Below are 15,032 nucleotides of genomic sequence, written 5' to 3'. Positions count from 1 at the left end.
GGTCCCCCAGATCGGTGTAGTCCGCCAGGGCCTGTCGATAGCGCTCGAGCGCTCTGGGATGCTCGCCGAGGGCCTCGTGGACGGCCGCGATGTTGGCGTGCGCGCTGGCGATGCCGGCTCGGTTTCGCGTCTCACGGTAGATCTTCATGGCTCGTTCGTGACGGTGCAGGGCGCGAGCAGGGTGGCCGAGGCGCAGATGCACGTTGCCCATGTTGCCGATGGTGATCGCCACGCCGTCGCGGTCGCCGAGTCGGCGAGCGATGGCGAGATCCTGCCGGAAGTGTCGAAGCGCGTCGTCGTAGTGGCCCCAGTTCCAGTCCACGATGGCGAGGTTGCCCAGCGCCGCGCTCATGCCCAGATCGTCGTTGGTCGCCTGGAACTCGTCGAAAGCCAGTTGATGGTGGTCGCGAGCCTCGGCGTGCTGGCCGTGCCATTGGTAGACCAGGCCAAGGTTGTTGTGGGTCCGGCCGGCGTTCTGCCGATCCCCCAGCCTGGTGAACACGGCCAACGCCTCGTGCAGGTAGTGAACGGCGTTGTCGTTCTGGCCAAGCTGCCAGCAGCTCACCCCGAGGTTGCGAAGTGCCGTGCCTTCCGCGCGGTGGTCATCGAGTTCTCGGGCTGAACGCACCGCGGCGCTGTGCACGGCGTGGGCATCGGCGTGGTGGCCGGCGATCACGAAGTAACGGAAGAGGATCTGGGCCAGGTCCGTGGCATGGCGGTGGAAACCGCTGGCTGTCGCGAAATCGACAATGGCGACGAGGTTTCGGCGTTGGTCCTCCAGCCAGGCGAGGGCGGCGTCGGCACTGTCCAAGGCGGGGGCGGCGGTTGCGGGAACGTCCACCGATGGTCGTAGGTGGGCTTCGTAGGGCGCGATGCGGTCCATGGCCACCGCCGTGGTGTACTGGTAGTGCGTAAGCAGCCGCTGCTGCGCGTCGCGTCGCTCCCGCGGGAGGTCCTCCTGCTTGGTGCGAGCCGCGGCGTAGGTCCGGACGAGGTCATGGAACTTGTAGTAGCCAGCCGCGTGGGCCCGGTCCAGCAGTCGACGGTCGGCCAGGATGGCAAGACCTTTGGCGGCGGTGTCGAGATCAAGACCGGCGAGCGCGGCGCAGGCATGGACGTCGAGATCAGGACCCGGATGCAGCCCCAACAGGCGGAACAACAGTCGCTGCTGCACGGTGAGCCGCCCGTAGCTCAGCGCCAACGAGGACTCCACCTCGTCGTGTAGCCCAAGCTCGTCACGGTGGTCGGCATAGTCTGCGATGGCCAGGTTCGGATCGGCCCGCAGCTGTGCGGCCGCCACGGTCAGCGCCAGGGGCAGGCGCCCGCTGAGTCTGGCCACGCGCGCCAGCAGGCCGCGGTCCACCTCATCGGGAGCCCTCCCTACGGTCCGTGTCAACAACTCGATCGCGTCATCCTCGGAGAGAACATCAAGAGGCAACGACACCACACCGGGCAACCCCGCCAAGGTGGCGCGGCTAGTAACGATCACCACCGTGTTGGGGATACCCGACAACAACGGCTGGACCTGCTCGCCGTCCAGCGCGTTGTCCAACACGAGGACATCGCGGCGGTCGCGCAACAAGTTGCGGTAGATCCGCCCCAGGCTCTCCTGGTCCTCAGGGATCCGCGTACCTGGCTTGATGACTTCCACCAATGCGGCCATCGCGGCAGCCGGATCGGCAGGCGGGCGACCGTGTGGGTCGAAACCTTGGAGATTGACATACAGGGGGTCATCGCCAACCCCACGACTCCGCACAAGGCGATGAGCAGCACGAACAGCCAGCCGCGTCTTGCCGACGCCCGCCAAGCCCCCAATCGACACAGCCACGACACCGCGCGATCCCGCATCATCACTGAGCGAGTCGAGGTGATCCAGCTCGGCAACCCGGCCGACGAAGTCGTCATCGTCGGATGGCAGCCGCGTGTCAAGTGGTGCCGCAGCCGGTGCTTGGGGATTGTTCGCCGTGGTCCACGCCTCGCCCCACCAGTTCAGACCCTCTCGGGGCACCTCCAACGCAGTCAGAACATCGAACAAAAGATCAAAATCCAGCCCTTTGCGCCCCGTCTTGAACAAATAGCTGATCGTCTGGTGCGGCACCACGGGAACCTTGGCACTGCCAGCGGCCGCCTCGCGCTGCCGCCGAAGCTCGGTAACCAGTTTCGCCAGCTTCCGATGCGACGGCGAACCCGCCCACACCCGGGTCCGCTCAAGACACGCCACAAGATCACCCAGCGAACAAGCCCCCCGCGGATCGGGCAGGGGACCCGTGGGTCGACCACCCGGCACATCGACCATGACCGCCATTGTCCCCATGCGCCTACGCCCCCGCAGGGCAGCCCCTTTGCCGCTCGACCATTCGAGTGAGGCCGCTGAGTAATGCTCTATTTGCGTAACAGTCCTTCCGCACAACGAGAGGACCGTCATTCAGGATCTCTATCGCGTGGTCAGCCACTGTCAAACGGCCCGGCCCGGTGATCAACGTTGCGTGGCTTTGCAGGCCAGCGAGCCACGGATTCAGTAGATCATCGCAACAGGCATACCAGTGATTACGGGACCTGCGTGGAAACCCAGGCAGGAGCACCGGGGCGTGGGTGGGCGGGATCCCTAGCGATCAGCTGGAGCTGGCGGCCGGTTGGACGATGCCTCGGCGACCGCGGGTGACAGTGATGCGGTGTTCGCGGGCGAGCAGGGCGATGGCGCGGTGCGCGGTGCTGGGGGCGACGTGGTGGGTGGCGGCGAGCTGTTGGACGGTGGGCAAAGGGGTGCCTGGTGGCAGGGTTCCGTTGCGGATGGCGGTGCGCAGTTCGGCGGCGATGGCCTGGTACGGGCTCGCCGGTCGGGAGGTGGGCGCGGGCCGGGTGGCCAGCGGGGCGCGGGGCACGGGCAGCCGGTGCATGAGGATCCGGCTGGCGCGTTGGTCGGCTTCGTCGACCCAGGCAGTGTAGTAGGCGAGGGTGGAGCGGCCGCCGCCGGCGTGGCCGAGTCGGCCGGCGACAGTGCGCAGGTCCACGCCGGCGGTGATGAGTTCGGTGGCCGAGTAGTGCCGGAGTTTGTGCAGCGTGGTGCGGATCCCCAACTCGGCGACCAGCAGGCCGTACTGGCGCCCCAACGCGGCCGGTGGGCGCCAGGTGGCGGCGTCCGCGCGGGGGGAGAACACGAAGCTGTCGGGGGTGAGGGTGGCGCCCACCAGCGCGGCGCGGTGCTGGCGGGCCTGGTGGTAGGCGGTGAGCAGGGCGGTGGTGTGGGGGTCGAGGGCGAGGTGGCGGCGTTGATGCAGCTTGGTGTCCTTCTCCCAGGTGTCGACGCCGGACTGGGCGATGCTGGCCCGGATGACGACCGTCCGCCGGGTGAGGTCGAGGTGGCGCCAGCGCAGCGCGCACAGTTCGCCGCGGCGGGCGCCGGTGACCATGGCCAGCCACACCAGCGGCCCCAGATCGGGGTCGGTCCACGCGGCGGACAGGATGCGAGCGGCCTCCGCGGGCGTGGGCGGCTGCGGCTCTGGGGGCGGGGCGGGTGGCGGGTCGGCGTCCGGGGTGGGGCTGCGGTCGATCCACCCCCAGCGCACCGCGCGCCGGTAGGCGCCGCTGACCAGGTAGTGGATCTTCCGGACGGTGGGCGGGGCGAGTGGCCGACACCGATGTCCGTCTTGCGGGCGGCGGCAGTGGTCGCGGCAGCGCCGCAGCTCGGCGTAGAAGAAGTCGAGCACCTCGGGGGTGATCGCGGCCAACCCCAGGTGTCCCAGGAGCGGTTGGACGTGCTTGGCGACCGCGTAGCGGTAGGAGCGACGGGTGGTGTCGCTGGCGTGCACGAGGGCCAGGTGGCGGTCCAGCAACTCGCTGAGGGTGATGTCGGTACGGGGTTGCCGCTGGTCGCGGACCCGGTCCACTAGCCGGCGGCAGACGGCTTCGGCGTCGTCGAGGGCGGTGGGGCCATCGGGGATGGTCTGTGTCAGAGTGCGCGGGCGGCCGGTGACCGGGTTGGTGCCGGCGTAGACCCGGACGCGGAGGGATCCGCTGGGCAGGCGGCTGATTGAGCCTCGGGCACCGCGTCGAACCAGGGCAGCCCCGGGGTTCACTCGATCGGGGGTCTTGTCACGGGCCATGACACATCACCAGCCTCGGGCGGTGCTGGTGGCAAGTCATCGCTGGTGAGCGGTGGTGCTCCCAACGGGATTCGAACCCGCGCTGCCGCCTTGAAAGAGACCTCACCCTCATGATTTTCGGGGGTCTCATGCCACGGACATGCCATGTCTGCCATGATCAACACCGCCCCGAACACGTCATCGTTATTGCCGCGGGGCCACCAATGGAACCCCGTTCGAGAGCCCTCGACCGCTAGCTTGACGCCACCTTCGGGTGACCTTGCCGGTGACGGAGAGTAGTTCTCCCATCGAAACGGGCCCGGTACTGCCTCACACGAACCAGTCTCGCGCGCAGAACGAGATGGTTCACACGGCCGCCGCGCTGAGGTAGAACTCGGTGTCCCGACCTAGCGACGCGCCGTAACGTGGGGGCCGGTAGGGCCGACCTCTCGGGTACGGCACACCTGCGACCCGGATGGCTCATGAATCTCGAAGAACTCGCCGACGCTGAACTCGGGCCCGGCGTCCATGAGGGCCGCGCCGAGTTCCTGGAGAGCTGCCGAGAGATCGGCCGCGCTTTCCGGGTCGACGAGGCGACAGCGAGGTCAATCGTTGGCTCGTTGTACTGGCTGGCGGTGCCGAGACAGCGTGAAACGTCGCGTTGGGGGGACCGCATCTTCGGGCGTCCGAGGTGGGGGACGCCGACCGCTTGGAGGCTCTTCGGCGCGGGCGACCGGGCAGAGCCGCTGGTCGTGGCGCACGGTGATCCGGTCCGGTTCAGTCTTGTGCTGCTCGATCCCGACTTCGAGACGACCAGGCGGCCTCTGACACTGGAGATCCCACCCGAGATCGCGGTGGAAGCGATTGAGGATGAGCTCGGGTACTACTCGTTCCACCCCAGATTGCCCATTCCCCAAATCTTCGGGGATCTTCTCCGTGTGCTATCGCCGTCCTCACGCACGGTGGTTCCCTTTGCACTCGTTGACCTGTTTCGGAGGGCGGTGCTCAGCTACGCCAGGATGCAGCCCGGCGGCGTGCTCGTCGTCCGGCAACCACGGCTGGTGCGAACGAGCAGTCCTATTCCCGCTGCACCAGTGCGTACGAGTCGTGGAACAACGTCGACGGCGGGCATGCTGTTCGAGGCGCCCACCCATGAGCTGCTGATCACGGCAGCGAACCACGCCGTCACCGACGACACGGTCGAGGTCGCCGGGGTCGCAGCCGACGTGATTGGACGGCACGAGGGCACCGACAGCTGCGTCCTGCGGGTGCCCTACACCTCGGACTGTCCATTGTTCGCGCGGGTACGCGAGCTTCGCCACCTCCAGGTGCAGGGGCTCCCGCCTCGACCGCACGAGGGTGCCAGCTTCGTCGGCGTGACCTCCGGCCCGGTCGAGACGACGATCCGCGCCCACGACCCCAGCATCCTGTTTCGAATGCCAGAGTTCGCCAGCAAGCTCTACACCGACTGCGACACCGTCGACGGCGACTCGGGCGCGGCACTCTACGACAGCGGAGGCAAGGTGATCGGATTCGCCGCCTACCGCACCGCGTACGGCGAGGACCCCTCCTACTCAGTGTGGATCTGGGCCAAACAGGTGATCGAACAACACAAACTGGACCGCCTATGAGCCGCCTGCGCGCACTACTCACCTCGCCTGCGCACAGCTGGACACTGCGCCGCCTCATCAAAGGCGAGGAGTTGCCGGCCGGGGAGCGGTATCTGAGCGTCCACCTCAACGCCGCGCACCTGGAGTTCTCCCGGCGCGGCACGAAGAAGTTCCACGGGCTGGTCGGGACCGCGTTCGAGCTGGACAGCCTTGCCGACGGGCGCAGCCGGATCACCGGGGTGCACGGGGCGGAATGGCTCGCCGGGATCGACGGCGCGCACCTCGACCGGCTCGTCGCCACCGATGTGCGCTTGTACGGTCCCCGCCCCTACATCGGCGGGGACATCAGCTACGAGCTGGGCCTGTTCGCGCGGCCCGAAGCCGACTTGGCCGCACCGTTTGTCACGTTCCTGACCAAGGTCGCCGAGGCGACCGGCGGGCTCGGGCCGCTCGTCGAGTCTGGAGTCGAACTGCTGTTCGACGGCGACAGGACCGCATTGCAGATCGGCGGCTTCGGCACGCTCTCCGGGGCTGGCACCTACGCTCTGCTCGCGGGCGAGGGCATCGCCGACTTCCGCGATGGCGGGTTGCACCGGGCCGGTCAGCCCGTCACCGAGTCTTACCTGGTGTTCACCGTCAGCGGCTCATGCGAACGTACCGACTGGGCCTCGATCCCCGAGCTGCAGGCCAGCTGGGCAGACTGCCAGCGCGCCATTCGCGACGGCAACCACCGACGCGTGGACGAGGAGCTGATGGTCTTCCGCCGCACGGTTCTCACCTGCCACGAACTGCTGGTTCGCGACGCCGAGCGGATCGTCGAGAGCGCCAAGCGGCTCGCGACGGCCGTGCTCAGCGCGGGCCCAACCGCCCGCGGCGCGGACCTCGACGTGCCGGGGCTCGACGCGCTCGACCCATACACACGGTGAACGCGTCCGCGGCGCACATCTCGGCAGCGCGACCGCTTGGTGTGACGCCCGACGCACTACGCTCTGTTGGTGATCGTCCTCGATACCAATCAACTTCGTGCCGTCGGTTGTGAGCAGAACACCAAACTCACCCTCCTGCGAGGTGTGGCGAGGTTCACAGGACACCCCTTGGCGATCCCCGAAATCGTCGAGCAAGAGTATCTGGGCTGGTACCGACGGTCCGTTGATGAAGCTCTAGGCACCGTCACGCAGGCCGATCACATCACTGATCGAATGCGTGACAAGTTGCTGGGGCTGGTGCCGTGGTGGGTGGGCCGGCCACAGTTCGCACGCGGAGAACCCGGTGAGAACCTCCCGATACTCACCGAAGCCGTCAAGCGACGGCAGCAACTCCTTCATAACATCTTCACGATCCTTCCCACACCGCCCGGCGCCGCCGACGAAGGAAACAAACGCGAGGTCGAGCGCCGCCCACCCGCCGTGGTGAGCGGCGACTCCGGCAAAGGCGGCCGCGACACAGTCGTCTGGCTAACGACGTTAGCCGAGGCTCAGCGGTGTCGACCGTCGAACCTGTACTTCGTGGCGAAGGACAGAGGCTTCGGCAGCAAGCACCTTCTCCCGGAACTCCAGGCTGAGGCCCCATCCAACTTGGTCTACCTTGACTCAGTTGATCGGCTACTGAATCGTTTGAGCTGTCCCGCCGATCCACCTCTGCCGCCTGACGAGTTGATCAATACCGACCTTGTTCAACAGGCCGTGCGTAACTGCGTGTCCAGCGGAAACTTCAAGATCGACCTGCATGCCTGGCCGCAGGAGCTCGGAAGTGCGCCAATTGATCTCGATCATGAACTGTTCCCTCAGCCTCGCAAGGACGAGACGCTGGCCTGTCGCCTCGGCGAGGACGTCCTCGTCGCGACGAACCGGGTATGGGGCGTGCGCTGGCGGTATCTCGAGGTACCTCGCGGCACCAGTGACAACGGGCCAGGTGCTGAGAAGACGCTTGACGTCAGTGTGCGACTCGCCCTCCTGGCAGTATTCGAGGACGACGAACTCGTGCGGGCATCCGTCTTCAGCCGAGGCGGACTCCGGGGTCATGACACCGTCGACGACGAACGCTGAACGCCGAACCCAATCCGGCTTAGTCGCCCGACGCCTCAGCTGCTCTAACTTCGGTCGAGCACTGTTTGGACTGCGGTCGCTGCGATCAGCTCCGCCAATGAGCAGGCTGTGGCGGCGTTTTCCGTGTCGTAGGAAACGCCAAGCGTGTAGTCCGAAAGAAGCACGGTTTGGATGACACAGCTTGTTGTACTGCTCTGCTGGCGTGCGGGAAGTGTGGCTATTCGGCGTGGTTGACCCTCCTTTTGGGACGCTGTTGGGTTGTCACGAACGTCGGCAGCGTCGCCGATGGGCGTCAGCCAGGTTCGTACGTGAACCCCGGGCTGGGTGAGTTCGCATCCTTCGCCGGTGTGGTCGGAGTCGCTGATGGAGATGCGGGCGTCATCAAGTTCGTCTAGGCCGTTGGGTTTAGTGACGCTGCTAACCAGCAGTTCACAGGGACCTTTGCCGGCGAGGGAAGCGAGGGTTGGCTGCTGGGGTGTGTCGTTCCACGGTGTGCCTCCGGCTATGGGGATGAGTGCGTGGGCGATGAGGGTGGCTGCTGTTTCTGCGGTGTGGCAGCGGTTGTCTCGCGTGTTGGGCTGCCAGGCGAGGATGGAGAGGCCAGTAGTGCTTCGTGTGTTGAGGTCGAGGCGGCACAGGCCGGGGAAGAAGAGGAACACGAAGCTCGGTCTCGTCGTGCGGGCTTCGAGCCCTGCGACGGTGATGTTCGTTCTCCGTTCGCTTGAGGTGTTGCGGGGGGCGTCGTGGCCACCCTCGTCTGTCCAACGGGCTGGGGTTTGGGGTGGCCCCCAGGTAATGCGGATGGTTGTGCCGTCGCCGAGGGTCACGATGCAGCTGGTCGAGGTCGGTCGCGGAGTACTGACTGGGGTCAGGCTGTCGAGGAGGCCGGTGGGGATCCATGCGCATCGCCCGTCGCGGTATCGGTCCCAGCCCTGCCACTGATAGCCCGGTACCGCTACTGGCTGATCGAGTTGCTGCCCCGTCGAGTCTGCGTCCTGGGCGGTGCGCTCGTCGCGGGGCTCGTACTGCTGATCGCTGGAGTTGTCGCTGTTGCGTTGGGTGTTGGGGGCCTCCTGTCCGCGATCGGCGACGGTGTCCTTGTCGCCTGTTGGGGCGATGGCGATCACGAACAGGACTACGACGAACAACCCGCCGATGATGTGGAGCACACGCCGCAGACCTGTCTGGCCATGCCATGACGTCACGTGCATGCGTGACACATCTGCCGGCGAGACGGATGTCGTCGTGACGCCCTCAGTCGTGTTTTCCGGCTCTTCCGCGCCGGGAGTGGTTCTGGTGGTCTCCATCGTGCTCCCCAAGGACGACGTTCATGAGCAACGCAGGAAGGTATGCGTTACTTGTGTTTGGAGGCGATGCGGGTCAGCAGGTCTGTGACGAGTCCACAGGTGTCTACTTGCGGTGCTTTGCTGTTCAAGATGGACACCCCGGCAATGCCGTTGGTGAGTGCGGCGAATCCAGTGCACATCGGGGCTCCTTGCGAACTCGTGTTGGGCACGAGTGATCCCCGCGCCGGCCCGAACGTGGCCGGGGTCGAGTTGGGAGGATTGGGGTTCATCTCCCCGGTCTTGCCCCAGACGATCCAGGCGCTGAACATGCCGGATCCGCTGGAGGTGCCGTCGGTCTTGATGGTGATGGGCCCGTTGGCCTGCCATGAGCAGGCTATGTCGTAGGCGCTGTCTGCTTCGGGTGCGCGTGGGGATGGCTTGCGCGGTTTGGGAGCTCGGGGACGCACGTCTGTGGGGAAATCATCCCAGGTGACCACGGTGCAGGGGTCGTATGGGGCGCCGACCGCGTTCTGGTCTGGCGGTGGATGCAGTTGTCCCAACCGAATCGCCTTCGGTTTCGCGCTCGGCTTCCCACCTGGGTCCGATGTGGACCTCTCGGATGGCGAGGTTGGCGCCGCAGAACCCGCGCTGTCCGATGGGTTAGGTTGGGGATCCTCGCGGCCGGAGCGCGCCGAAGGGGATGGTGCATCGCCCGGGGTGCGGGGAGTGTCGAAGAGCGTGGACGCGCCGGGTCCTTTCCGCAGGGTTGTTGTTGTCTCGCCTGAGCAGGCTGCGAGCGCGACGAGCATCGCGAGTGTGCCCAGAACCGTGCCGATCCTGACGATTGGTCGCCTGCTGCGGGCCGTAATCTTCGGCGGGCGTCTGGTGCCGGGTGCCGGGGCGGTGCGTTGCCTGGTGCGGCGTGCACCGTGTGGATGGTCGGGCGGGTCGCTGAGCGATGGTGTGGCCATGGTGATACTCCTGTGCTGTCTGGGAACGGTGCTTCGGGCTGCGAGATGGCGTGCAAGGGCGCGGCGCTGTTGTGGTTGTGCCGCGACGGCCGCGCCGTTCTGGTGGCTGGAGTTAACGGTCGGTCACGGTGTCCAGGACGGTGGCGGCGAGTTGCTGCGCTGTCTCACAGCTGGGTGCCATGACGCCGATGACCTGGACGCTCTCACCGTCTCGGGTGTCCACCGTGACCGTGTCGGTAGCGGCGATCTGGACGACACACTTGTCGGTGAGGCTGCGATCGAGGCTTCCGACGTGTCCTGCGATGGTGACCGGCTCGACACCATTGCTGGGCTCTCGGGAAGCCGGGTCGCCGGTGATGGTGAATCGGACTTCCACGCCCTCCTCCGCGGTCGCCGGATCGCCCGGTGTCGGTCTCGTCGGTTTGGTGGGCGCGGTGTCGGAGGGCGCGCGACCCGCTGACGGCGCCGTGTCACCGGGATGGTCAGTCGTGTCGCCGGCTGGTCCGGTGATGACGATCTGGCAGGTGTAGAGGGCCTCCGGTGTCGCCCGCACTTCCTTTCCAAGCGCGTCGCCGATGGCGGTGGTGGCCGCGCAGGGGTCCTGCTCGGCGAGTGGCAGCCGCGGCTCGGTGAGCTTGTCGGACCGGGTCGCGGGCTGGAGCCAGCGGTCCGCGGTGCTCTGCAGGTAGCGGATAGCGACATCGCACGGTGGTTGTGACGGCGTCTCGGCGAGGATGGGTGCCTGGACCTCGAGTTCGATGGCGTACCCGTCGCCGTACTGATTGTCGAGGGGCCGCACGATGGTGCAGTCCGAGCCGCTGTAGCTCTCTTCTTGGTAGAAGCTGTTGTTGGGTGCGCCGGGAATGGGCTGCGGTTTCACGCCACCGAGTTCGATGTCGCTGTCGTCGAACGACACGCCCACTTCAGCGGTCACGGTCCAGGCGTCCACGCTGGACTTGGCGCCTTCGGGGAGCACGTCGAGGGTGCACTCGGCCGGGTCTGGGCCGGGCACCAGCTGGTCAGCGGTGCCGCCCACCGCGCTGGCCCCTGCCTCCGGATGCAGCAGCGCGCACGGATCGAGCCGGCGCAACGCGCGATACGCCTCAGCGTCGGCCTCGCTGCCGGGCATGTACGGCACTGGCACCGTGGTAGTGGTGGCACTCGTGCCCCGGTGGTCCGCGTCGCCGGACGGGCGGGCCTGCGGATCGGCTGTACAGGACGCGAGCAGCAGCGCGCTCAGCGCGACCGCGGAGATCAGGATCCTGCGCTGGGTCACGCGGAAACGAAATGTGGCTGTCGCGGGCCGAGGCTGGATCGGGTGTGCGTGTGCGGTGGTGGTTCGTGTGTGTCGCATGGTGTCGGTCACCGCCATTCCGTTGAGGGTCGGTGGCCGAGTGACAACAGTCGTGCCAGGTCACGCAGTAGTAGTCCCCGCTCCGGCGCGCTAGGGCTGGTAGGTGCGGTCGCGTGGCGAGCCTGGCGTGATGGTGCCGCGGTTGTCGATGCCGGCCGTGGCGTGTCGGGAACTGATGTCTGCGGTGACGGGCGCGGGATCGGTGCCTTGTCCGTGGTGGAGGCCGTGGCGCAGGTGACGGTGGCGACCGTGACAACGCGGATCACCCGATCCCCTTGGCCTAGGACGATCACGCTTGCTCCGGTGATGCGGTTGCCGTGGGCCTGTCCGTACTGGACCTGGATGTTGCGGGTGAGCTGGACGGTCTCCGTGCGCTGGGCTTCGGGGACGCCGTCGCGGCAGTGGACGGAGAGGGGACCGAGGTCGTGGTGGCCGTACCGGGCGTTGCGGATGAAGGCGTGCGCGCTGCTGTGGCCGTTGGTCACGGCCGCGGCCACCGTGATGCCGGTGGCGGTGACCAGGTCGCCGGGAGCCTGCACGGTGGGTTCGCTGGCCAGGCGTGTGCCGGATGTCGCGGAGACTGTCGGGCGGGCGTCCAGCCGGTTGGCGCCGGTGATCGTGATGCCCTCAGCCCGTGCAGACGTACCGGCGTAGAAGCTCGAACCGGCAGCTCCGACGATAGCTGTGTCCGCGGTGTATGCCCCTGGTGGTGATGTGAGATCTGATGTGGACCGGCCCGCTTCGGCCGGAGCGGCAGTCGGTGGTGGAGTGGTGGATGTGGTGTGGGCAAGTTGTGTGGCGCCGGCCACCGCGAGTGCGCCGAGCATGGTGGCGATGAGTAGCCGGTGCACGACGTGGCGGCTGGTGGTGCTGTGAGCCATGGAATCCCCCCGAATACTGGCTCGGACAAAGTGTGCGTGCACGAGGACCTGCCGGATGGCGCGGGTGATCGAGGCGGCACCTTTGTGGCGCCGCCGACCACCTGGTCTTCGTCTGATAGGGACGGATAGATCGTTGCGGAGCGCGATGGCAGGCCACCCGTGCGGATGACCGCTTCCGAGCTTTCGTCTCGCTGGCTGGCGATCTCGACCGGAGCGTGCGTCGCGTGAGATCGGTGCGGCGGATGGGACTGGGTTACCGGGGCGGGGCGTTGCCAGACCCTGCCGCGCGGCCAGACAGTCGTCGACGGATACTCAGGATTGGTGACCTGCCACCGCTGTTTGCCGCCACACACCGACCGGGAGCTGGTAGTCAGATGTGGCGGACGTGTGTTGCCGGAGCGGCCGCGCTACGCGATGAGTGCGGTCGACGATCCGGCTACCTGACCGGAGCCCCTACTGGTCGCGGGCGTCCCGAGCAGCCTGGTCTCGTGCCAGGAACTCACGGCTGAAGTCGCGACCGAATTCGCGGCTGTCGTTGCTGTTGATGCCGTAGTTGACCGTGAAGATTGACGCGTCCTCACTGGACCATTCTCGGTTGTCGCTCTGCTGGCCGCTGCGCCCGTCGTCGGCGACGGCGACACCAGCTGCCGTCGTGGACACGGCCGCGAGGCCGGCGACCATCGCCAGTGCTGCGACTACCCCTGCTGTGATCCGTTGATTCATGATTCCCCCGATTGTTCTCGATCTGCGCCGCACACCCCGACACCGGGGCTACCAGCCGAAAAGGGACCATCGATCAACTCGATGACGCGTCGACTCGTGGTCGACTGATCAGCGATGAGATACCTCGTAGAGGCACGATGGCTCCCCCAAGCCTGCGTGCGGGCCCGGCGTGATGCCGGGGTGTCTGAAGCCCCCACTCCAGACATCTCCACAATGCCCGAACACCCACCCAACGTCAACCACCCTCTGTGATCAGAAACCGGCCCACCGACGCCCGACCCAACGACAACACACACGGGAGTCGACAGCAGAATCGTTGTATCACAACAATTCTGCAAGATCGTGTGTCGGCACAGGGCGACCACGTTCGGTAGTAGGCGGTGGATGTGCATGATCCGTTACCTCCGAATCAGCGTGCTCGTGTCGGCGGCGTCCACCTGACGAACATCGCCATGTGCCAGACAAGTTGGTGCTTATACCGTTCGTTTCACGATCTCGGCGGCCAGGCGCAACGCGACCGCACAGGGATGCTTGTCCGGTGTCGTCTGCTCCTTCGACCGCGCGAACGCGCCCACGCCCGCGACACCGCGTCCGTTGCCCAGGTCCACCTTGGCCATACAGATCAGGGTCAACCCTTCGGACAGGTCGACGATCTTCAACCCCGGGCGGCCGGCGATGGTCGTCTGTTCCTCGCCATGCTGCCCTGACGGTGCCACCGTCGCCTTGCTCGACGGACCCCACAGCACCGCGACATCGTTGGTCTTCGCCCGGAACCGACACGCCGCTGTGTAGGCGGCCTCAGGATCCGCGGCCTGCGGCTCCGGTGTTGCTTGCGTGTCATCGGTGGGTCGCTCGCCCGGCAGATCGTCCCAGGTGATGATCCGGCACGGATCCCACGGTGCACCACCAGGCCCAGACCCCTCACCATCACCAGTGTCACCGCCGGTGTCACTGTCGGCGCCGTCGCTCGATCCCGGGTCCTCATCCGATCCGGGCGAACTCGGCTCAGCCGTGAGCATCGTCGACCGACTGCCGTCCTTTCCCGAAACCTGTGACGTCGCGGACGTCAGGCCCGGCAGCACCAGCGACTCGCCGTCCCCCCGATCGGTGCATGCGCTCGCCATCAGCATCACCACGACGGAGATGCCTACGATCACGCGGGTAGACAGTCCAGTGTGAACAGAATTGTGTCGCATCGCATTCCCCCAAATGCTGCGATCGTGAGCACCATTCTTCACCTCAGTCTCACGATTCTCACCGTTGTCACGGCTTCGCGATACCAGTGAATGTGGCGCGTCCAGAGCCCCCCGCTCCAGATATGGCCACCATGCCCGACCACATCCGTTTCGTCAAACAATGCCGTGTCGCTCAAGGCCAACGCGGCGGATATCGGACGGCACGACGCCGACACCACGACGGCCCCTACGGCGTCCCGTCCCGCAGCTCCAGAACCGACGAGACAGCACACGCCTCCCCGCCAGCCCGGCACGCCGGTCAGTGACGATCGGCTCCAGCTCCTCAAGAAGCTGGTTGTCTGCACTGAGCACGGGGCTTGATCGAAACTCCCACGCCACGATCCGCTTGACCCGACTGGGATTCACGGCCGCATGCGGCACTCCGCGCGGGATCCACAACGCCTAACCTGGCCGCTGCCAGATCTCATGCTCCAGCCGGTCGCCGTACATCGTCAGCGCGCCGGCCGTGCCGGACTTCCACACCAACACGATCACGTCGGTCTCGAGGTGGCAGTGCGCTCGCGCCGTGTGCCCTCGTCGCATGTGCACTACACCAGCGCTGATGAGAGTCGTGGCCATGCCCAGGATGTCGGCGCTCACCAGCGGCACCATCGGTTGGCCCTGCCGAGACATCAGCGGCTGGACACGGTCCATCGACACGAGCATCGGTACACCATTCATCATCGGTCCCCCCATTCCCGATCTGACGATCACGAGAACCGAGGACACCCGACACGGTCCGCCGATATCAGGCCCGCCACGACACGCCAACACGCATGAGTTGTGTTCGCGGCCGAGGTTCCCCGTTACCTCGTGATCACCCGGCCCCCCCGAACCGAGTCGTC

Annotated in this window: 12 protein-coding genes; 3 read left to right on the top strand and 9 right to left on the bottom strand. The window is 66.6% G+C overall.

Features of this window, described 5'->3' with window-relative positions:
- Both ACJ73U_RS36335 and ACJ73U_RS36330 read right to left on the bottom strand, forming a co-directional pair.
- A partial coding sequence (locus ACJ73U_RS36335; RefSeq protein ID WP_407782288.1) for a tetratricopeptide repeat protein occupies nt 1-2,296 on the bottom strand: 2,296 nt, incomplete at its 3' end.
- Between the two features lie 316 nt (nt 2,297-2,612).
- Entirely contained in the window at nt 2,613-4,103 is a 1,491-nt protein-coding gene (locus tag ACJ73U_RS36330) for a tyrosine-type recombinase/integrase (RefSeq protein WP_407782287.1), read from the bottom strand.
- Nucleotides 4,104-4,564: 461 nt separating this feature from the next.
- Here ACJ73U_RS36330 and ACJ73U_RS36325 point away from each other — a divergent pair, with 461 nt between their 5' ends.
- The 3 genes from ACJ73U_RS36325 (at nt 4,565) to ACJ73U_RS36315 (ending at nt 7,737) form a co-directional block, all read left to right on the top strand.
- Nucleotides 4,565-5,713 carry a hypothetical protein gene (locus ACJ73U_RS36325; protein ID WP_407782286.1) on the top strand — a complete coding sequence of 383 codons (1,149 nt, stop codon included), beginning with the start codon at nt 4,565-4,567 and terminating at the stop codon, nt 5,711-5,713.
- Nucleotides 5,710-6,618: a hypothetical protein gene (locus ACJ73U_RS36320; RefSeq protein WP_407782285.1), complete on the top strand. Its 909-nt coding sequence runs from the start codon at nt 5,710-5,712 to the stop codon at nt 6,616-6,618. The genes ACJ73U_RS36325 and ACJ73U_RS36320 overlap by 4 nt, the downstream gene beginning before the upstream one ends.
- Nucleotides 6,619-6,687: 69 nt before the next feature.
- Nucleotides 6,688-7,737 (top strand): PIN domain-containing protein, encoded by a 1,050-nt coding sequence (locus tag ACJ73U_RS36315; RefSeq protein ID WP_407782284.1) that lies wholly within the window; start codon nt 6,688-6,690, stop codon nt 7,735-7,737.
- A gap of 44 nt (nt 7,738-7,781) precedes the next feature.
- On the opposite strand, the gene ACJ73U_RS36310 is transcribed toward ACJ73U_RS36315, so the two are convergent.
- From ACJ73U_RS36310 to ACJ73U_RS36280, 7 genes are all read right to left on the bottom strand, one after another.
- Nucleotides 7,782-9,044, bottom strand: a complete 1,263-nt coding sequence (locus ACJ73U_RS36310) for a hypothetical protein (protein ID WP_407782283.1) — start codon at nt 9,042-9,044, stop codon at nt 7,782-7,784.
- 47 nt (nt 9,045-9,091) lie between these two features.
- Entirely contained in the window at nt 9,092-9,520 is a 429-nt protein-coding gene (locus ACJ73U_RS36305; protein ID WP_407782282.1) for a hypothetical protein, read from the bottom strand.
- Nucleotides 9,521-10,106: 586 nt separating this feature from the next.
- Nucleotides 10,107-11,123, bottom strand: coding sequence for a hypothetical protein (locus ACJ73U_RS36300; RefSeq protein WP_407782281.1), 1,017 nt, complete (start codon nt 11,121-11,123; stop codon nt 10,107-10,109).
- Nucleotides 11,124-11,356: 233 nt separating this feature from the next.
- Nucleotides 11,357-12,229, bottom strand: a complete 873-nt coding sequence (locus ACJ73U_RS36295; RefSeq protein ID WP_407782280.1) for a hypothetical protein — start codon at nt 12,227-12,229, stop codon at nt 11,357-11,359.
- 453 nt (nt 12,230-12,682) lie between these two features.
- Nucleotides 12,683-12,952, bottom strand: a complete 270-nt coding sequence (locus tag ACJ73U_RS36290) for a hypothetical protein (RefSeq protein ID WP_407782279.1) — start codon at nt 12,950-12,952, stop codon at nt 12,683-12,685.
- A gap of 473 nt (nt 12,953-13,425) precedes the next feature.
- A complete protein-coding gene (locus tag ACJ73U_RS36285; RefSeq protein WP_407782278.1) occupies nt 13,426-14,088 on the bottom strand; it encodes a hypothetical protein in 663 nt (220 codons plus the stop codon).
- A gap of 501 nt (nt 14,089-14,589) precedes the next feature.
- Complete coding sequence (locus ACJ73U_RS36280; RefSeq protein ID WP_407782277.1) at nt 14,590-14,841, bottom strand: hypothetical protein; 252 nt, start codon at nt 14,839-14,841, stop codon at nt 14,590-14,592.
- Nucleotides 14,842-15,032 lie beyond the last annotated feature (191 nt).

The organism is Actinophytocola sp. (assembly GCF_045807065.1).
Taxonomy (GTDB): domain Bacteria; phylum Actinomycetota; class Actinomycetes; order Mycobacteriales; family Pseudonocardiaceae; genus Actinophytocola.
The sequence above is the reverse complement of the archived record's forward strand: the minus strand, read 5'-3'. Positions and strand labels throughout refer to the sequence as shown.

Bases quoted from the DNA above. Each gene is read 5' to 3' on its own strand.
- ACJ73U_RS36325 (WP_407782286.1), top strand. From the start codon at position 4,565: ATGAATCTCGAAGAACTCGCCGACGCTGAACTCGGGCCCGGCGTCCAT.
- ACJ73U_RS36320 (WP_407782285.1), top strand. From the start codon at position 5,710: ATGAGCCGCCTGCGCGCACTACTCACCTCGCCTGCGCACAGCTGGACA.
- ACJ73U_RS36295 (WP_407782280.1), bottom strand. From the start codon at position 12,229: ATGGCTCACAGCACCACCAGCCGCCACGTCGTGCACCGGCTACTCATC.
- ACJ73U_RS36330 (WP_407782287.1), bottom strand. From the start codon at position 4,103: ATGGCCCGTGACAAGACCCCCGATCGAGTGAACCCCGGGGCTGCCCTG.
- ACJ73U_RS36290 (WP_407782279.1), bottom strand. From the start codon at position 12,952: ATGAATCAACGGATCACAGCAGGGGTAGTCGCAGCACTGGCGATGGTC.
- ACJ73U_RS36300 (WP_407782281.1), bottom strand. From the start codon at position 11,123: ATGCCCGGCAGCGAGGCCGACGCTGAGGCGTATCGCGCGTTGCGCCGG.
- ACJ73U_RS36280 (WP_407782277.1), bottom strand. From the start codon at position 14,841: ATGGACCGTGTCCAGCCGCTGATGTCTCGGCAGGGCCAACCGATGGTG.
- ACJ73U_RS36310 (WP_407782283.1), bottom strand. From the start codon at position 9,044: ATGGAGACCACCAGAACCACTCCCGGCGCGGAAGAGCCGGAAAACACG.